Source organism: uncultured Aliiroseovarius sp. (genome assembly GCF_947497285.1).
Classification (GTDB): domain Bacteria; phylum Pseudomonadota; class Alphaproteobacteria; order Rhodobacterales; family Rhodobacteraceae; genus Aliiroseovarius.
In genome coordinates this window covers 137,070-154,903 of record NZ_CANMFT010000003.1, presented here as the reverse complement: position 1 = coordinate 154,903, position 17,834 = coordinate 137,070, and the positions used below count along the sequence as shown (strand labels likewise).

Sequence of the window (17,834 nt, the reverse complement as noted above, 5' to 3'; positions counted from 1 at the left end):
TCTATCAACGTCATGTAATAAAATAGTTTTTTCATCATTCCCTTAGGGGAATGATGTATTGAGGCCTGCAAATACCATAGGAGTTAGCATGCAATATCAAATCACTGGCAAGCAGATCGACATTGGTGAAGCCCTTCAGATTCACGTGAAGGAGGAGCTTGGAGGCGTGGTTCAAAAATACGCCGAACGCCCGACCGACGCTCAGGTGGTTTTCTCCAAGAGCGCCCATGAATTTGTCTGCGAAGCGATTGTGCATCTGTCCACCGGTCTGACCGCTCAGGCCAAGGCAAGTGCGACTGAAATCTATGCAGCTTTTGACCAGTGCGCCGAGAAAATGGAGAAGCAGTTGCGCCGCTACAAGCGCCGCTTGAAAGACCATCACAAGGATCGCGTAGACCCGGTTGAAGTTTTCGGTGGAGCCTCGTATATCCTCGCCTCAGAGGAAGGTCAGGACGAAGCGGATGACGCGACACTCCAGCCCATGATCATCGCCGAAATGGAGACACGGATTCCGTCACTCTCGGTTGGCGAAGCGGTCATGCAGATGGAGCTTGCACACGCACCGGTTCTGGTTTTCCGCAATGAAAAAACCGAGGGCATGAATGTGGTCTATCGCCGTGATGACGGCAATGTAGGCTGGATTGACCCCAAAAACGAAGCGTAAACCTCCCGCCCATGGCGGGCGGGGAAAGTTGTTGATGATGGACCTTTCGAGCATCCTCAATCCTGCGGCCGTAAAAGTCGTCGCCACAGTATCTTCCAAAAAGCGCCTGTTTCAGGACCTTGGGGATATGGCGATGGAATGTTACGGCATTGACGGGAGCGCAGCGTTCAGCGCTTTGCAGCAACGCGAATCCCTGGGGCCTACGGGTGTAGGTCGCGGGGTGGCGTTGCCGCACGCGCGTCTGGCTGGTCTTGACAGAGTCGTGGGCTGTTTTCTGCGGGTCGAAAAACCCTTCGACTTTGACGCCGTCGACAAGCAGGCGGTCGATCTTGTCTTTGCCCTGTTCGCGCCGGAAGGTTCTGGCGTCGATCACCTTAAGGCGCTTGCGTTGGTGTCGCGCACGTTGCGTGATTCGTCGATCTGCGCAAAACTGCGCGCCAATGGCGACGCCGCGACCTTGCACGCCCTTCTGACCGACAGCCTGTCCAACAAAGCAGCCTGAGCCAGGCTTAGGTCTGCGAATCCCACGGGCGGAATCCGAACATCATGTAGTCCCGCTGATAGAGCTTGCGCACTGCGGCCTCTATCTCGGCATCATAGATGTCGGCCAATGCAAACGGGGCGTCCGGGGCCGCCTCGGGCAATTGCACCGGGATGTCGATATCAAGCTCAGCCAGAATCGCCGCCAATCCTTCGGAAAGCCGATCTTCGCGCAGAACGTGATCGGGCAGGGCAAATCCCGCGAACCCCTGAACAAGAGCGGTCTGCGACGCCCATGCAGCATCTACGCGGATGCCGGTTTGCCCCTTAAGGTTCTTACCGACAAAGCCGATGAACTGCATGAAGGCGTCACGGTGGGCCTGTCGGTCCCAACCATCGTCCGGTTCCGCAACAGGCAATGAAACATCATAGCTTTCACGCAGCGCGTGCTTGATGTCCCAATAGGTATCGGGTCCGTGGGCGACCAGATACCTGCAAAAGGCCGCATGCAGGCGTGCGACAGGGTGGCGAAGGACGGTAAAGGTCCGGTGCGCTTTGTGCTGCCGCTTCCACTGGCGTAGGGCTTTCTGCGTGAAATCGTCCTTGATCGGTCCCAGCGCTTTCATCCAGTTGACGATACGATCATCTGGCCCGCCCTTGATCGGCATAAACACCATCTCAAGCGCCTCGGACGCCAGATAGGTAGTGATGGCTGGCGGGCGCCCCGGCTCAAAGTTTGGCAGTTTGTGAAGGTCGAATGGGTCAATCCGATCAATGGTCTGTTGCAGAGCCTCAAAATTCTGCACCTTGTCCGATGCGGGTTCGGGGTTTTGTTTCTTGAACGTGCCCGCAAACTCCGAAATCTCGGTGGTCTCGCCCAAATATCGCGCCAACCCGTTGATGACCTCGATCCGCTGGGCGTCCTCATAGTCAAGATAGAAGGCCGTCTGGCCTGATTGCTGAAGCCTGGCTTTGATCTTCAGCTGAAAATCCTTCATCCGATAAAAGAGTTTCTCGAACTCTTCCGGGACGAATCTGGCCTTCTTCTTGATGGCATGCTTCACATCATTCAGCTGCCATTGATCCGTTTCCCACGCGATTTTGCGCGAGATATAGGCATCCACAAGGTTGCGGGTCAAAACCACTTTCGCACAGCGCGGATCATCCATCAGCGCATCGAAGACCCTTGGGTCATGATCGTGAAAGAACCGAAAGCCGGGCAGGCCGGGGGCGTGTTCCTTCATCCGCGCAATCAGGGTCATGGGGTCAGCGTCCCGCATCGCAACGGTGACGCCGAACAGTTCCTTCATTTTCGGCGTGACCATGAAATAGGGATTGAACGCCTCTCCATAGCATTTCAGGCCGGGAAACTGATCGAGGTTGCTTTCTAAGAAGTTCGATCCGGTTCGCATTTCGGCAAAGATAATGAAGCAATCAAATTTACGCGCCATGAGTTACTTCACCAGATACGGTTTGGAATGGGGATGCGGGGCGGCCACCGGGTCATGTCCGGCGGGAAAGTCGCCCATAAGATAAGGGTGCATGCCTTGGTTCTTCAGGTTTTGCAGGAACTGACCGAAACCGCCCAGCGCAACCATTTTCGGCGCTTCTGTCAGGCGCGTTGAATGCCTTGGCGCAATTTCGTCGATGACCTCCTGCAGCGGCTCCATTGGGTTCAGGACAAATTCAGCCAAGGTCCAAATGCGGACGCGTGCACGGGCGAAATCTGACCGCAAGGCGCCAATATGCTCGTTCTCGATCCTTTGCAGCCGTGCTGCTTTGCGCCGGATATCCAAGAAGTTCTGATTGGAGTGAAACAGTGGCACCGCCCAAGCACCAGAGATCACATTGATCTGCGCCTTAGGATCCTTGGCAACCGTCCAAGAAATCGCCTGATTGTCACGCGGCCCAAACTGAAAGCATTGGTGTTCCCCTTTGGTGTTCCAAATGAGGTTGGTCAAAAAGGCTTGGGGGTTATAGTCCCGAAGCTTGGCTGCGTTGCTAAGCGCACCAAAACACACCGGTTCATTGCCTGCGAAATGGGCTTGGTCCTTGGCATAAAGGTGGCCGTGAACGCGCCCACCAACGGTGCGTTGCAACCATGCCTCGAAATCCTCGAACAGGTCCGCGAATCCCTCAAAAATCGTATAGGGCGACGTTGTTGTTCCGTTCTCCCAGCCTTCGTTCGGAAATCGGCTTTGCATGACCAACCCGGGGCGGCCTTTGGTGCGCTGCTCGACCGCCTTCGCGAAGATGCGGTCGATCTTTCCGGGGTTGGGTTCTGCCTCGGTCGCGACGTTCAACTCGTCCGACAGGAAGCTGGCGTAAAGCTTGCTGGCATGGGTCCAGACCTTACGCGCCACGAAGCAATCAGATCGCCGTAACAGCTGTAGGTGGTCGTCATAAAAGATGTGTGGCTTGCCCTGAAAATCGAACTTCGACAGGGTCAGCGAACGGCTTTCGATATTCGTTGAGTATCGCCGCACAAGGGTCTGATAATAGCTTTCGTCTGGAATCCAGACACGCCGGAAATAGCGATCATAGACCGCGCGATCCGGGTCTTGCAGAATGGCGGACAGCGTTTGCCGGGTCAGGCACCACCACTGACTGCCCAGATGTGGCACGATCCCCGAAGGGATTTTTCGCTTGAAGCCAAGGCGTCGTTGCAAGCGCACATACCGGTCGAACAACCGTCGATGACGGCGCCATGAGAAAGGAAAGCGCAGGGTGAAGCGTTCCTTGTCCAACCCACCAACGGTCCATGGCACATCCTCGGTCGCGGCGCTTTCGATAAAGTTCGTCTGCGGGCGCGCATCCAGATAAGACACCATTTCGGCAACCGGGCGCAGCGGCAGGCAGCTTCCCGATACCAGCATGACATGGCGCACATCGGGGAAAGATTCCAGCATCAGTTCCGACGCGGATTGACTGGCCGCGACAAGCGACCAGGTGCCCCATTCACACCGGTGACGTTTGCAAAAACGAACATTTTCCAGATCACTCAGCGACTGTTCAAACTGATCATAGTCTGACTGCGCCACCCGCGTATCGACATGCAGCACGACCGGGCAGCCGTTTATCGACCAGTGCCGGGCCAGCTGTTCAGCGCGGTGCAGCGCGTCGTGCACCAACATGACGACACCCAAGCTCATGCCCAGTTCCCCTTGGACATGAGGCCAAGCATTTCGAGCTGGCGCCAGTTGATGTATTTCTCGCTCCACTTGCACCAAAGGTCGGCGTCGTCTTTCAGTTTCGTGTGATAGGCACGATATTCGTGGCTATTGGCATAGTGCTGCCGACGCTCAAGCTCCTCAGCCGATTTCGTGCTGAACGTGTCCAGAAACTTTGCATGTAACAGGCAGCCAGACGCTTTTTCACCGCCCCATTCATCATAGACCAGGTTCAAACCGCGCGGCAGCAGCATATGGGTCGAGCTGACATAGGTGTAGCCGCGATCCCATTTGACCAGCGGTATCTTGTTCAACGCGGGTGCGCGTTCGGGGTTTTCGGAAAAGAAGGTGCGCGCACGTGGGCCACCTTGGATCCACAGGTTCCCAAACTCCTTGTTCTTCTGGATCATGTAGTTCCCACTGTCGAACCAATGGGTAATCTCGATCGGATCTTGGCCGGCTTTGTAAGGTTGGGCATCCAGCGAGCCCTTTGGATACATGTCCAACAGCATCGCGCCGAAGCTTTTGATTGAGCTGGCATCCAGCCAGTCGGTCAACGCCCTAAGGGGGCGTGAATCGCAAAAAGGATAGACCAGAAATTCGTCGGGGTCGACGACTAGGCACCAATGCCCATGACCGTATTTCCGCTGTAGCCAGTTCAGCCAGTCAACGCCAAATCGCGCGCGCTTATAGCTGCTTTCCGTTCGCCAAACCGAGACATCTTCCTGCTTTTGAAGGTATTCCAGCGACCCATCATCAGAGCCGTTGTCAACAATGAGAAAGTGATTCACTCCCAATTCACGATAGTAGTCCAGAAAATAGGGCAGGCGGATGCATTCGTTGCGCAAAGTCGAAAAAAGCAGGATGTCTGAGGACCCGATATGCTTGGTTCGGTTGCGAATGGGTGTCAGTTCGCGCCTTTTGCGAAAAGCACGAATGCGCCAGCGCTTGCGCTGAAGCCTCAACCGATATGATCCAATTGCACTCAAGCGTGCCCCTTTTTGCCTAGACCGAATGCGCGTCGTATCCGGGTATCACGTCATCTTTAAGACCAAGTTGAAATGTGCGTCCCAGCTTGGCAAAATCAGATCACATCCGCGCACGGGTGTCGCGGGTCGGGCAGCCAGTTCGGTTACGATTTGTTCCCAAAGATATATATCGGCAACATTTGCGTAAATGGGATATTTGCCAAGAATTTCCCTGTAAACGGGCAGGTCATGGACCACAACCGGCGTGCCCAGCGCGGCGGCTTCGCACGGCGGCAGGCCAAACCCTTCGGCAAAACTTGGAAACAAAAGCCCGTGCGCACCTGCGACAAGAGCCGCCATTTCGGCGTCTGACAGATCAGGCAACTCCCTGACATGTGCGGGCTGGGCGTCAAGCCGGGCAAACAGCTTTTCGTTCTTCCAGCCCCGCTTGCCGATGATCAGCAATGTGGGCATTTCGGACGCGGCGCGGGTTTTGGCCATCTGCGCCCACACATCCAACAGCAAGGCGTGGTTCTTGCGCGGCTCAATGGTGCCAACTGTCACGAAATAGGGTCTGTTTTGCGCCAAATGAGACGGCACGGCCCCCGCTACTGTCGGGACATCAAGGCCCAGATGTGCCACCACGCTGTCTGGCACGCGTCCCATACGGCCAAAATGCGCAGCGCCAGAAATCTGACTTTGGCGCGAGTTATAAATCACCAGATCGGCATGGCGCGACACAGCACGCATTTTCGCGGCGAACGAGGTGACCGTCCCATCCCGCTGAAAATCAGGGAAGTCGAGTGGAATCATATCGTGGACCAGCACGCTAAGATGCATGTCCCTGACCTGACGCAGGGCAAGAAACACATGGTCGCTTAGGTTAGAGTGGCCAACGTTCAGATAGGCGCAACCGTCCGGCAGATGGCGGGTCAGCAGGCTGGCCAAGCTGCGACGGCCCGTATGGTCAAGTCCAAGCCGCCTCAGGTCGCTTTCCGCTGCCATCCGGGTCTTGGTCGCCCTGAGCCTGGACCGCGCGCGCCAATCCGGCGATCCCCAAGGGCGGCACCCATGCAGCCGCTCAGCAAGCTGCTTGGTGCCACTGTGGTCGAGCAGCGTAAAGTTTCGCCGCGTTCGAACCAGCGCGAACAAGGGCGTTTCAAGCGACAGGAGGTGATTAAGGTAAGCGGCCTCGACCCGGTCGACACCTGTCCATGCGCCGCGCCCGACACGCGACACCAGACGTGTCAGATCAAGGCATCGTGCGGTCGGTTCTTTGCTGTCTGCCAAGGTGGTCATCCCGCGCCCAGGGTCAGTATGGGCAAACGACGCATGCGGCTTTTATTCCGCAGCCTTCTGCTGTGCGACAAGATCGTGCAGATAGGCGCCAAGCTCTTCACGAAGCTCTTCACGTGCCATGCCGAAGGCGACCGTGGCCTGAAGGAACCCCGCTTTCGAGCCGCAATCGAACCGCTGCCCGCGGAACCGATAGCCAAATACATCACGGTCCTGGGCGATTTCATCGGCAATGGCATCGGTCAGCTGAATTTCTCCGCCAGCCCCGCTTTTCATGCGGTTCAGGCTGCGCAGCACATCCGGCGTCAGGATATATCGCCCGATAACGGCCAAATTCGACGGCGCATCTTCGATGGATGGCTTTTCGACCATCCCCTTGACCGACACCATCGAGCCCATGTCTTTCTTCACGTCCAACACCCCGTAGGCGCTGGCTTTTTCGGCTGGAACTTCCATCGCGGCCACCATGCAGCCGCCAGTTTCCTCATAGGCTTCGACCATCTGCTGAAGGCAGGGCTTTTCGGCCGCGATAACGTCATCGGGCAGGATCACAGCGAAGGGTTCGTTCGCAATCAGGCGGCGCGCGCACCAGACCGCATGGCCCAAACCAAGCGCCTTGTGCTGGCGCATATAGGCGATCGCGCCCGATTCCATATTGGTGTCTTTGAGCACTTCCAATAGGTCTGTTTTACCCTTCTTGCGAAGCTCTTGCTCAAGCACGGGGGCGTTGTCGAAATAATCTTCAAGTGCGCCCTTGCCGCGTGATGTCACAAAGATGAATTCCTTGATGCCGGCTGCGCGCGCCTCGTCGATCGCGTATTGGATCAAGGGGCGGTCAACCAAAGTCATGATCTCTTTGGGAATGGACTTTGTCGCAGGCAGGAAGCGCGTTCCCAGTCCCGCAACCGGGAAAATGGCTTTCGTGACTTTACGCTTCATCTGTTCCACCTCTGTTTAACTTTGTCGGCGACAATAACCTGACACACCCTAACAATATCACGGGTCGGTATAAATTAAATTCCCTGAACGTCTATTGTTAAACTTTGGCCATATCATGGCGTTTGGTTGCTGGTTTTGAGCATAGCAAGTGATGTCCATTCCTTTTTCACACGCGCCCGAAAGCTTGTTCTTTGAAGAAGCGGGTCGGATCGCTTGGTTCGCCCAAGCAGGCCGCCCGAAACCTCCCACCAGCCGCCATCTGTGAACATCACGCGCAACGGGCGCGCGCTGGGCGACAGCAAGATCAGAGTCACCACGGACCCCTCCTTCACCATTTTGCGGGCTTGTCGTCGCAACCGAAACGCCTGCCAGCTTCGCCCGGCCAACTTCACAGATTGTGCGGTCGGTGGCGCGGAATGGAACGGCGCGAAAGCAGCGCCCGAGCAGGCGCGCGCGGGCAGGGGCACCAGATCGCGCGCAAGACCCTCGGACCAGCCGGTGCGGAAGGTCGCCAAAAGCGGTGCAATCTGGCCCGGCTCCAACCGCCCTTCAACCATATGGGTCAGCAGCCTTTGTCGCTGGGTGCGTTCATGGCGCGTGTAATCATTGTCCAGCCCCTTGGCGCCGGGGTATTTGCGTGAAAAGACCGCGCAACTGGCACCGATTTGCGTCAGGTCACGCGGGGTGCGGGCCTGCGTCCTGCCTGAGTTGGCTGCAAACCCATGATGCACCTGCGCCAACGGCACAACTGCAACGGTAGCCTTGATCTGCGCCAGCCGCATGTTCAGATCAGTTTCATCCAGAAAATATCGAAAGGCAGGGTCAAAACCGCCCAGCGCGTTCAGCGCATCACGCCGAATGGCAAGGTTTGTGCCTTCGGTCTTGATGGCAAAGCCGTGGTGGGTCTTGAACAGCTGCGGGGTGTCGCCGTCGATTGGCACCTCCCCCTCGGTTCCGATGTCATCAAGGCGGCGGCCCTGCCACTGGAACGAGACACCGTTGCGCGCCCGCACATAGCCACCCGCCGCCGTGACATCGGGATCGCTGAAGGGCGCGCAGAGGTGGGTCAGCCAAGTCGGCTCTGGCACCGCATCATCGTCAATGAAGGCCACAATATCGCCCGCAGCTTGCGAAAGCCCCAGATTGCGCGCGACCGAGATATTTTGCTGATCGCAGTCTACAACCTTGACCGGCCAGTCACCTGCACGCACCAGTTCGGCGCTGGCCGGGTCGGCGACAACAATGACTTCGTAGGCCGGGTGAAAAAGTTGACCAATGCCCGCAAGGCAGCGCATCAGGTCGCGCGGACGATGCCGACTGACCACGATGACACTGACCGATGGCGTTGTCATTCCATGCCCAGCTCGGTCAAGATCGCTTCGATCCGCGGCACGTCTTCGGGGTTGTTCAGCTCCCAGAACTGGCGACCCCGCGACTTGACCTCGACACACTGGACGGGGTGTTCGCGTTCTAGAAACCTGAGCTGCTCCAGCCCTTCCAGCTGCTCCAGCGGGCCGGGTGCCCAGCGCGGATACGCCGCCAGCGCAGAGGGGCGATAGGCATAGACACCAACGTGGTGAAAGACCGGGGTGGGCTGCGTATCGGTCCAGCCGTTACCCTCGGTATGCGGAATGACCTCTTTCGAGAAGTAGAGCGCCTTGCCTTCCGCACCGAAGACCGCCGTTGTGCCACCAACCCGCCCGGCCCGGCGATCCTCAAGGAAGCCCGTCAGAGCGCGACCATCACAGCGCAGGACCGGTGTGGCGACTTCTGCAGTGGGATGGGCGTCCAGCCCGGCGACCAGATCTTCGACGAACCAGTGCGGTGTCAGGGGCGCATCCCCCTGAAGGTTTACCACGGTATCGAACCCACCACCCAGCGCGTCCAAAGCCTCGGCGCATCGCTCGGTGCCGTTTGCACAGTGTGGCGAGGTCATGACGACCTCGGCGCCAAAGCCATTGGCCTCGTCTTTGATGCGATCGTCATCTGTAGCCACGACGATACGGTCAACACCCTGCACCGCTTGCGCTGCGTCCCAACTGCGGCGCACCAGCGACTTGGCCACGCCCGTCGCCCCGCGCAGCGGCACAAGCGCCTTTCCCGGATACCGGACCGACGCGAAGCGTGCAGGAATAACGATCAGCGTGGCCATTGCGTCACGCCTTCTTCAACTCGACGCCGCGCGCATGGGCGATGAAAAAGGGGTTCTCATAAATCGGCTTGCCGTAGGTCAGGGGGCTGTGATCATCAAACCGGACCACCTCTCCGCCTGCGCCTTTCAAGACAGCATGACCCGCGGCCGTATCCCATTCCATCGTGCGCCCGACGCGGGGATAGATGTCCGCCTCGCCGGTGGCGACAAGGCAAAATTTTAGCGAACTTCCGGCCGAGGTCATGTCCTTGACCGCATATTTGTTGATGTAGTCATCCGTGGCCTGATCGCGGTGCGATTTAGACGCGACAACAACAAGGTTCGCGTTGTCCGGGGTCGAAACGGCAATCGGAGACACGGTGCCAATCGCGGTTTTGTCGAATGGCCCTTGTTCTTCAACGCTGGTCCCATCGGCACGGGTGAAAAACATTCGTCCTTTGGCAGGGGCATAGACGACCCCGCGAATGGGCATCCCGTCCCGAACATAGGCAATGTTGACGGTGAAATCGCCACGACGGTGAATAAACTCTTTCGTGCCATCCAATGGATCAACGATCAAAAACGCGCTGGCCTGTTCGCTGTGGCTGTCGGCTTGTTCTTCGGTCACCAGCAACACGTCGGGAAAGGCCGCGCGCAAACCTGCCGAAATCAGCGCATCTGCCGCTTCGTCAGCGGCGGTCACCGGGCTGTCATCGGATTTGGCGCGCACATCGAAATCTTCCGAGTTGTAGATCTCCATGATCACATCCCCAGCTTCCAATGCCAGCTTGCGCATCTCGGTTTCCAATAGGTCGAAATTCAAAGGTAAGCTCCTTGATAAAGTGGTGCGCACGGTAGAGTTGCTAACAAATGTCTGCTCTCTTATGATCTTTGGGTAAAGGAACGGCAAGAATTCCCTGCTAAAAAAGAGCGTGTCCTAGGCACAAGGCAGCAAGATGTTTGAAACACAGACCAACCGGTCACGCTTCACGGTCTTTTTTTCCGTGCTGGAAGTGATCTATCATGCCACGGTATTCAGCCTGCGCCGGACGCATACCAATGCGGTTATCGGACTGCTTCTGAATATCGTTCAAACCATGATGCTTGTCGCTGTTTTCTATTTGATGTTTGTCGTCCTTGGTCTGCGAAGCAGCGCGATCCGGGGTGATTTTCTGCTCTATATCCTGTCCGGCATCTTCATGTTCATGGCAAACACGAAGACGCTTCAGGCCGTATACAAGACGGATGGCCCGACAGCTGCGATGATGCAGCACGGTCCGATGAACACGTTGGTTTCCATCGTTTCGGCTGCGCTTGGCGCGCTGTACACACAGATCTTGTCGGTGACGGTAGTTCTGACGGTCTACTCGTTGGCTTTCAAACCCGTCGAGATCTACGATATGAGCGGCACGTTTCTGATGTTGCTGCTGGCTTGGTTCAACGGTGCCGCGATCGGTGTTGTCTTTCTGGCGCTGAAACCTTGGTTCCCAAAGTTCTCGTCGATTGCAACACGGCTGTATACACGGGCCAACATGTTTGCCTCGGGCAAGATGTTCGTTGCGAATGCGATGCCCGGCTATGTGCTGGTGATGTTCACGTGGAACCCGCTGTTCCACATCATCGACCAAGCGCGTGGATTTGCGTTCATCAACTACAATCCGCACTATTCCAACTGGCTCTATCCGCTTGTCTTGTCATTCGTATTGCTGTTTTTGGGGTTGATGGGGGAAAGCCACGGCCGCAGACATGCCTCGATCAGTTGGAACGCGCGCGGATAATCATTGCCTGCGCCACCGCTTATTGGTCCACTACCCTAAGCGTCAGGTTGAGCCGACCATGGCCCTTCAGGAGGTCCGACGATCCAAACCGTAGCCTGTCGATCCCGTGATAGGCCAAGCGCGCATCGCCCCCGATGACCAAAACATCACCCGAACCAAGCCACGCGGACTTGGTCGGCCCGCCACGTTGGGTGCCGCCGATGCGAAACAGGGCGTCGTCGCCCAGGCTGATCGAAACGACCGGGTGTGAAAAGTCGCCTTCGTCGCGATCTTGATGCATCCCCATCCGCGCGCCTTCGCTGTAGAAGTTTATCAAACAGCAATCGGGCATCCGCGTTTGCCCGCTGACCGCGCTCCAAACCGCAAGCACGCCTGCAGGAATGTCAGGCCAGGCCGCCCCCGTTGGATGCGTCGGCTCATAGCGATACCCCTTGCGGTCGGACACCCACCCCAAGCGACCCGCCGAGGTCATGCGCACTGACATTTCCTTGCCTGATGCGGTCACCGGATGGAAAAGCGGCGCTTTTTTAACGATGCCGCGGATATCTGACACCAGCGCTTCTTGTTCGTCGCGATCAAGCATTTCCTTGAAAATCTTCGCGCCTCCCAGATCAAGCGCGGGCTGTTCATGCGCAAACATGGTCAAAACTCCGAAAATGACTCACTTTTTTAGACTTATATCCTCCTCGGAAAGCTTGCAGGCCCGTTTCCCCCTACTTATATACCCCGAGACGCCGGATCAGGACACGCCTGATCGGTCAGAAATCTGGGATCAAGGGGCCGGTGCTTTTCAAGGTCGGCTCCCACAACATCGCCTAAGAGAGGATTTTGAGCATGGCCAAAGTCATTGGTATCGACCTCGGCACCACGAACTCCTGTGTTGCCATCATGGACGGCTCGCAACCGCGAGTCATTGAAAACTCGGAAGGGACGCGCACAACCCCTTCGATCGTCGCGTTCAAAAACGACGAACGCCTTGTGGGCCAGCCGGCAAAACGCCAGGCGGTCACCAACCCCGACAACACCGTCTTCGCCGTGAAGCGCCTGATTGGCCGCAACATGCAAGACCCGGCTGTCGAGAAAGATAAGAAGCTTGTCCCCTACGCCATCGTCGATGGCGGCAATGGTGACGCGTGGGTCGAAGCGGCTGGGCAGAAATATTCGCCCTCGCAGATCTCGGCGTTCATTCTGGGCAAGATGAAAGAAACGGCGGAAAGCTATCTTGGTGAAGAAGTGACGCAAGCCGTCATCACCGTTCCTGCCTATTTCAACGACGCCCAACGTCAGGCCACCAAAGACGCCGGCAAAATCGCTGGCCTTGAAGTGCTGCGGATCATCAACGAGCCGACTGCCGCTGCGCTGGCTTACGGTCTGGACAAGAAAGAAACGCAAACCATTGCGGTCTATGACCTTGGTGGCGGTACGTTCGACGTGACCATTCTGGAAATCGACGACGGCCTGTTCGAAGTGAAATCGACCAACGGCGACACGTTCCTTGGTGGTGAAGACTTCGACATGCGCATCGTTCAGTATCTGGTCGATGAGTTCAAAAAGGAAAACCAGGTTGATCTGTCGAAAGACAAGATGGCTCTGCAGCGCCTGAAAGAAGCCGCTGAGAAAGCCAAGATCGAACTGTCCAGCTCGTCGCAGACCGAAATCAACCAGCCCTTCATCTCGATGGGCTCGGATGGCTCGCCCTTGCACATGGTCATGAAGCTGACCCGCGCCAAGCTGGAAAGCCTTGTGTCAGACCTGATCAAACGCTCGATGAAGCCCTGCCAAGCCGCGTTGAAAGACGCTGGCCTGTCCAAGGATGACATCGACGAAGTGGTTCTGGTCGGCGGGATGACCCGTATGCCGAAAGTGATTGAAGAGGTCACCAAATTCTTCGGCAAGGAACCCCACAAGGGTGTGAACCCGGACGAAGTGGTTGCCATGGGCGCTGCCATTCAGGCTGGCGTTCTGCAAGGCGACGTCAAAGACGTTGTTCTGCTGGACGTGACCCCGTTGTCGCTGGGTATCGAAACTCTGGGTGGTGTGTTCACACGCCTGATCGACCGCAACACGACGATCCCGACCAAGAAGTCGCAGATCTTCTCGACCGCGGAAGACAACCAGAACGCCGTGACCCTGCGGGTGTTCCAAGGTGAACGTGAAATGGCTGCGGACAACAAGATCCTTGGTCAGTTCAACCTTGAAGACATCCCGCCCGCCCCGCGCGGCCTGCCTCAGATCGAGGTGACCTTCGACATCGACGCCAACGGCATCGTAGAAGTGGGCGCCAAGGACAAAGGCACCGGCAAAGAGCACAAAATCACCATCCAAGCGTCCGGTGGTCTGTCGGATGACGACATCGAAGCCATGGTGAAAGACGCCGAAGCCAACGCCGACGCCGACAAAGAGCGCAAAGAGCTTGTCGAAGCCAAGAACCAGGCTGAGAGCCTCATCCATTCGACCGAGAAGTCGATGGAAGAGCATAACGACAAGGTCGACCCGACCACGATCGAAGCGATCGAGCTGGCAATTGCCGCGCTGAAGGATGTGATGGAAGAAGACAATGCCGACAAGATCAAGTCCGGCATCCAGAACGTCACCGAAGCCGCCATGAAGTTGGGCGAGGCGATCTATAAGTCGCAGCAGGAAGAAGCGGCTGGCGAAGAACCCGAAGACGCCGGTGGCCCTTCGGCGGTGGATGACGACATTGTCGACGCCGACTTCGAAGACCTCGACGACGACAAAAAACGCTAAGTCGGTTCAGGTAACGGGTGGGGCTGCATGGCGGCCCTACCCCCTCCTTATTGGAGACTTCCCTAATGTCAAAACGTGACTATTACGAGGTTCTGGGTGCGTCCAAGGGCGCATCTGCGGACGAGCTGAAGAAAGCTTATCGCAAGAAGGCGAAAGAGCTTCACCCGGACCGCAATTCGGACAATCCAGATGCCGAAGCACAGTTCAAAGAGGTAAACGAAGCCTACGAAGTCCTGAAAGACGCCGACAAGAAAGCGGCCTATGACCGGTTTGGCCACGCTGCCTTCGATGGTGGTATGGGCGGTCGGCCCGGTGGCGGACACCCCGGTGGCAATGGCGATTTCGCCAGCGCCTTCTCGGACGTGTTCGACGATCTGTTTGGCGATTTCATGGGCGGCCGTGGTGGCGGACGCGCGCGCGCGCAACGTGGGTCGGATCTTAGATACAACCTGCGCGTCTCGCTTGAAGACGCCTTTGCGGGGCTGCAAAAAACGATCGTCGTTCCTACGTCGGTTGCCTGCGAGGAATGCGAAGGAACCGGGGCCGAAGCTGGCGCCGAACCGACCATGTGTCCGACCTGTTCAGGTATGGGCAAAGTCCGCGCACAACAGGGCTTTTTCACCGTCGAACGCACATGCCCCACCTGTCAGGGCACCGGTCAGATGATCCAGAACCCCTGCAAAAGTTGTGGTGGTGCAGGTCGGAAAGAAAAGGAACGGTCGCTGTCCGTCAACATCCCGGCTGGTGTTGAAACCGGCACACGCATTCGTCTGGCGGGCGAAGGCGAAGCTGGAATGCGGGGCGGTCCGACGGGTGATCTTTACATCTTCATCGATGTCGCCGAGCACCCGATTTTCGATCGCGAAGGCACGCATCTCCATTGCCGGGTTCCAGTTTCGATGAGCGCCGCAGCACTTGGCGGTGATATCGAAGTGCCGACCATTGATGGCGGACGGTCGCGGGTGAAAATCCCGGCGGGCAGCCAATCGGGTCGCCAGATGCGCCTGCGGTCAAAGGGGATGCCCGGGCTGCGCGGCGGGGCACGCGGCGACATGTATATCGAGCTTGCGGTAGAAACCCCGGTCAACCTGACCGCTCGCCAAAAAGAGCTACTGCGCGAGTTTGAAAAACTGTCGGAAGAGAATAACCCCGAAAGCACAAACTTTTTTTCGAAGGTTAAAAGCTTCTGGGATGGAATGAAGGGTTAACACCCTAGGGTTGTTAACTTTTCATTCACCATTTCTGGTGCAGTCTGCTCTCATGACAGAGAGCAGACAATTCCAGTTCCAAGAGATGCCACAAGCGCTGTTCGACACGGACGAAGCACCCGCCCTTCCGGTGCAAAACGTGGGCGGCAAATTGCCCTCGTATATCAAGGACCATCGCAAACGGTTGCGTGAACGGTTCATGGAAGGTGGCGCGCAAGCGATGCCGGATTATGAGTTGCTGGAGCTTGTGCTGTTCCGCGCCATTCCCCGTCGCGATGTGAAGCCGCTGGCGCGTGTATTGCTGGACACGTTCGGCGACTTCAACCGGGTGATAACGGCCCCTCTGCAGCGCCTGCGTGCCATTCCTGGCATTGGCGATGCTGTCATCACCGAACTGAAAGTCGTCGAAGCTGCAGCCCACCGCATGGCGCGTAGCCGGGTGATCCAGCGACACGTCATTTCATCATGGGATGCGGTGCTGGACTATTGTCACACCACGATGGCGCACCGGGATACCGAACAATTTCGCGTGCTATTTCTGGATCGCAAGAACGTCCTGATCGCAGACGAAGAACAGGGGCAGGGCACCATAGACCACGTGCCGGTTTACCCGCGCGAAGTGGTGAAACGGGCGCTGGAGCTGAATGCCTCGGCAATCATTCTGGTGCACAACCACCCCTCTGGTGACCCGACCCCGTCAGACAGTGACATTCAGATGACCACGCAGGTCAATGATGCGGCAACGGCGCTGGGCATAACGCTGCATGATCACCTGATCATCGGAAAATCAACAGAGCTGAGCTTTCGCGGGTCAGGATATCTGTAGCGGTCAATTGACCCAGATTTCGACCCTACGGTTGACACCCCTACCCCAAGCGCTGTCATCACAGGCCATGGGCATTGCCTCGCCGAAAGCTTCGGCTTTCAGGGTGACGCGCGACAAGTCAAAGGCCTCTAGCTGCTCCAGCACAAGCGCTTTGACCGCCACGGCCCGCTTTCGCGCCAGGGATAGGTTTTGTTCGGCCGTCCCCTGACCGTCCGAGAACCCGACAAACACCAGTTCGCCTCCATCAAACCGCCCACTTTCAAGCGCTTTGGCCAACAAGGCGACGTTCGACCGGGATGGGGCGTTCAACAGCGTGGACCCGCCCTCGAACCGGAACGTGATCGACAAACGGTCTTTCCCGTCAAAACTGTCGACCATGCGCTTAAGTTCGGTCAAAGAGACCTCGGTCCCAGCCGCTGTAATCGCGTTTGCCATCCGATCGCCTTGGTCGCGGATCGGAATGCGCATCAGCGCCTGGTCAACAAATCCGGCGCGTCGGGTCACGAATTGCGCACTGTCGGTGCGCAGATAGGACAGAAGCTCGCGCGCCAAAAGCGGCATCCGGCGTTCGGGCAGGTAAAGATACATCGGCATGGTCAGGGGGTAGTCCTCTGCCTTGATCGTTTGCGATGATGCTTCGACCTCGAAGCCGCATGCGCCGGTCAGTTGCACCACCTCGCCGTTGCCCGGCTGCATGAACGAGGTGATTGCAATACCGAAAGGATCACGAGCAACCGCATCCGCCAGCGCCTTGTTCGACGGATGAAACCGCACGCGGTCGGACAGGCTGACCCCATTCGCCGAAATTACATCTTTCATGAACACCGGGCCGAAACCTTCTTCGATATCCATGAGATAGGGCGTGATCGGCGCGTCTTCGCCTCCAAGTTCCTTCCAGTTTCGGATCTTGCCGGCATATATCGCCGCCAGTTGATTGATGGACAGTTTCGTCACCGGATTGCCGGGCGAAACGATCGGCACCAGGGCATCCAGCGCAATCACGCGGCTTTGGCGTGCAATGCGCAGATCACCCAAACCGGCCTCGCGCGCCATGCTGCGTTCACGGGTCGAGGCCTGTCGCATGGACAGCACCATATCCGCCTGTTGCCCAAGAAGATCGGCGAAGCCTTCAGCGCTGGTGGTCAGCTTGATGGTGATCCGCGCCGCTTCTTGACCAGAATTGCCTTCGTAGAGGGTATAGAGCGTGCCAATGCCGATCAGCTCTTCTCGTTTGAGGGCGTATCCCTGCCGAAGCGCGAACCCCTCGACAAGTGCTGGAAACAGGACCGCCCCCATGCTGTGCGCGCCGGAAATGGTCAGATCAGCCACGTAAGGGCCCAGGCTGGGACACCCCGGCCCTTCGCAGGTTACACCGGAGCCATCGACCGTAAGGATGCCGAACTCGGTATCAATGCGGTAAAACTCGCCGTCGAAAGTCAACAAAGTGCCGGTGAGCTCAATTGAACCGTCACGCGCGGTCAGTGTCACATCTTCAGCGCGGGCGGGAAACCCCGCCAGCAACGTCACACATGCAACCGCGAATATCGCGCGTAATGCGTTCATGATGCGCCCCGCCCCGGAAACTGGTTGGCACGATCATCCAAACCCATGCGCCAAATTTCAACC

General features: G+C 57.4%; 16 protein-coding genes. 6 read left to right on the top strand and 10 right to left on the bottom strand.

Features of this window, described 5'->3' with window-relative positions:
- Nucleotides 1-88 precede the first annotated feature (88 nt).
- Nucleotides 89-664 carry a ribosome-associated translation inhibitor RaiA gene (raiA, locus tag Q0864_RS06320; RefSeq protein ID WP_298566951.1) on the top strand — a complete coding sequence of 192 codons (576 nt, stop codon included), beginning with the start codon at nucleotides 89-91 and terminating at the stop codon, nucleotides 662-664.
- Between the two features lie 37 nt (nucleotides 665-701).
- Nucleotides 702-1,166, top strand: a complete 465-nt coding sequence (locus Q0864_RS06315) for a PTS sugar transporter subunit IIA (RefSeq protein ID WP_298567568.1) — start codon at nucleotides 702-704, stop codon at nucleotides 1,164-1,166.
- 7 nt (nucleotides 1,167-1,173) lie between these two features.
- On the opposite strand, the gene Q0864_RS06310 is transcribed toward Q0864_RS06315, so the two are convergent.
- The 8 genes from Q0864_RS06310 to cysQ all read right to left on the bottom strand — a co-directional run bounded on the left by Q0864_RS06310 (nucleotide 1,174) and on the right by cysQ (nucleotide 10,471).
- Nucleotides 1,174-2,595 carry a sulfotransferase family 2 domain-containing protein gene (locus Q0864_RS06310; protein WP_298566950.1) on the bottom strand — a complete coding sequence of 474 codons (1,422 nt, stop codon included), beginning with the start codon at nucleotides 2,593-2,595 and terminating at the stop codon, nucleotides 1,174-1,176.
- Between the two features lie 3 nt (nucleotides 2,596-2,598).
- Nucleotides 2,599-4,296, bottom strand: coding sequence for a beta-1,6-N-acetylglucosaminyltransferase (locus Q0864_RS06305; protein ID WP_298566949.1), 1,698 nt, complete (start codon nucleotides 4,294-4,296; stop codon nucleotides 2,599-2,601).
- A complete protein-coding gene (locus tag Q0864_RS06300) occupies nucleotides 4,293-5,303 on the bottom strand; it encodes a glycosyltransferase family 2 protein (protein ID WP_298566947.1) in 1,011 nt (336 codons plus the stop codon). Before Q0864_RS06300 ends, Q0864_RS06305 begins: the two co-directional genes overlap by 4 nt.
- Before the next feature lie 45 nt (nucleotides 5,304-5,348).
- Complete coding sequence (locus tag Q0864_RS06295) at nucleotides 5,349-6,572, bottom strand: glycosyltransferase family 1 protein (RefSeq protein ID WP_298566946.1); 1,224 nt, start codon at nucleotides 6,570-6,572, stop codon at nucleotides 5,349-5,351.
- Nucleotides 6,573-6,623: 51 nt separating this feature from the next.
- Complete coding sequence (galU, locus tag Q0864_RS06290; RefSeq protein ID WP_298566945.1) at nucleotides 6,624-7,517, bottom strand: UTP--glucose-1-phosphate uridylyltransferase GalU; 894 nt, start codon at nucleotides 7,515-7,517, stop codon at nucleotides 6,624-6,626.
- Between the two features lie 113 nt (nucleotides 7,518-7,630).
- On the bottom strand, nucleotides 7,631-8,869 hold the full coding sequence (locus Q0864_RS06285) for a glycosyltransferase family 2 protein (RefSeq protein ID WP_298566944.1): 1,239 nt from the start codon (nucleotides 8,867-8,869) through the stop codon (nucleotides 7,631-7,633).
- The gene (locus Q0864_RS06280; protein WP_298566943.1) at nucleotides 8,866-9,669 is read right to left on the bottom strand and encodes a manno-octulosonate cytidylyltransferase; all 804 of its coding nucleotides are present in this window, start codon (nucleotides 9,667-9,669) and stop codon (nucleotides 8,866-8,868) included. The genes Q0864_RS06285 and Q0864_RS06280 overlap by 4 nt, the downstream gene beginning before the upstream one ends.
- Nucleotides 9,670-9,673: 4 nt before the next feature.
- Nucleotides 9,674-10,471 (bottom strand): 3'(2'),5'-bisphosphate nucleotidase CysQ, encoded by a 798-nt coding sequence (gene cysQ, locus Q0864_RS06275; RefSeq protein WP_298566942.1) that lies wholly within the window; start codon nucleotides 10,469-10,471, stop codon nucleotides 9,674-9,676.
- A gap of 133 nt (nucleotides 10,472-10,604) precedes the next feature.
- Here cysQ and Q0864_RS06270 point away from each other — a divergent pair, with 133 nt between their 5' ends.
- Nucleotides 10,605-11,426, top strand: coding sequence for an ABC transporter permease (locus Q0864_RS06270; protein ID WP_298566941.1), 822 nt, complete (start codon nucleotides 10,605-10,607; stop codon nucleotides 11,424-11,426).
- 19 nt (nucleotides 11,427-11,445) lie between these two features.
- On the opposite strand, the gene Q0864_RS06265 is transcribed toward Q0864_RS06270, so the two are convergent.
- Nucleotides 11,446-12,066 (bottom strand): alpha-ketoglutarate-dependent dioxygenase AlkB, encoded by a 621-nt coding sequence (locus tag Q0864_RS06265; protein WP_298566940.1) that lies wholly within the window; start codon nucleotides 12,064-12,066, stop codon nucleotides 11,446-11,448.
- A 194-nt stretch (nucleotides 12,067-12,260) separates the two neighbouring features.
- On the opposite strand from Q0864_RS06265, the gene dnaK reads away from it, so the two are divergent.
- The 3 genes from dnaK (at nucleotide 12,261) to radC (ending at nucleotide 16,208) form a co-directional block, all read left to right on the top strand.
- Nucleotides 12,261-14,174 carry a molecular chaperone DnaK gene (gene dnaK, locus Q0864_RS06260; RefSeq protein WP_298566938.1) on the top strand — a complete coding sequence of 638 codons (1,914 nt, stop codon included), beginning with the start codon at nucleotides 12,261-12,263 and terminating at the stop codon, nucleotides 14,172-14,174.
- A 65-nt stretch (nucleotides 14,175-14,239) separates the two neighbouring features.
- Nucleotides 14,240-15,382, top strand: a complete 1,143-nt coding sequence (gene dnaJ, locus Q0864_RS06255) for a molecular chaperone DnaJ (RefSeq protein WP_298566937.1) — start codon at nucleotides 14,240-14,242, stop codon at nucleotides 15,380-15,382.
- Between the two features lie 85 nt (nucleotides 15,383-15,467).
- The gene (gene radC, locus Q0864_RS06250) at nucleotides 15,468-16,208 is read left to right on the top strand and encodes a DNA repair protein RadC (RefSeq protein WP_298567565.1); all 741 of its coding nucleotides are present in this window, start codon (nucleotides 15,468-15,470) and stop codon (nucleotides 16,206-16,208) included.
- 3 nt (nucleotides 16,209-16,211) lie between these two features.
- On the opposite strand, the gene Q0864_RS06245 is transcribed toward radC, so the two are convergent.
- The gene (locus Q0864_RS06245) at nucleotides 16,212-17,771 is read right to left on the bottom strand and encodes a phosphate ABC transporter substrate-binding/OmpA family protein (RefSeq protein WP_298566936.1); all 1,560 of its coding nucleotides are present in this window, start codon (nucleotides 17,769-17,771) and stop codon (nucleotides 16,212-16,214) included.
- Nucleotides 17,772-17,834: the final 63 nt, after the last annotated feature.

Excerpts from the sequence above, each read along its gene's own strand:
- raiA (WP_298566951.1), top strand. The coding sequence starts at position 89 with ATGCAATATCAAATCACTGGCAAGCAGATCGACATTGGTGAAGCCCTT.
- Q0864_RS06315 (WP_298567568.1), top strand. The coding sequence starts at position 702 with ATGGACCTTTCGAGCATCCTCAATCCTGCGGCCGTAAAAGTCGTCGCC.
- Q0864_RS06310 (WP_298566950.1), bottom strand. The coding sequence starts at position 2,595 with ATGGCGCGTAAATTTGATTGCTTCATTATCTTTGCCGAAATGCGAACC.
- Q0864_RS06305 (WP_298566949.1), bottom strand. The coding sequence starts at position 4,296 with ATGAGCTTGGGTGTCGTCATGTTGGTGCACGACGCGCTGCACCGCGCT.
- galU (WP_298566945.1), bottom strand. The coding sequence starts at position 7,517 with ATGAAGCGTAAAGTCACGAAAGCCATTTTCCCGGTTGCGGGACTGGGA.
- Q0864_RS06285 (WP_298566944.1), bottom strand. The coding sequence starts at position 8,869 with ATGACAACGCCATCGGTCAGTGTCATCGTGGTCAGTCGGCATCGTCCG.
- Q0864_RS06280 (WP_298566943.1), bottom strand. The coding sequence starts at position 9,669 with ATGGCCACGCTGATCGTTATTCCTGCACGCTTCGCGTCGGTCCGGTAT.
- Q0864_RS06270 (WP_298566941.1), top strand. The coding sequence starts at position 10,605 with ATGTTTGAAACACAGACCAACCGGTCACGCTTCACGGTCTTTTTTTCC.
- Q0864_RS06265 (WP_298566940.1), bottom strand. The coding sequence starts at position 12,066 with ATGTTTGCGCATGAACAGCCCGCGCTTGATCTGGGAGGCGCGAAGATT.
- dnaK (WP_298566938.1), top strand. The coding sequence starts at position 12,261 with ATGGCCAAAGTCATTGGTATCGACCTCGGCACCACGAACTCCTGTGTT.
- dnaJ (WP_298566937.1), top strand. The coding sequence starts at position 14,240 with ATGTCAAAACGTGACTATTACGAGGTTCTGGGTGCGTCCAAGGGCGCA.
- radC (WP_298567565.1), top strand. The coding sequence starts at position 15,468 with ATGCCACAAGCGCTGTTCGACACGGACGAAGCACCCGCCCTTCCGGTG.
- Q0864_RS06245 (WP_298566936.1), bottom strand. The coding sequence starts at position 17,771 with ATGAACGCATTACGCGCGATATTCGCGGTTGCATGTGTGACGTTGCTG.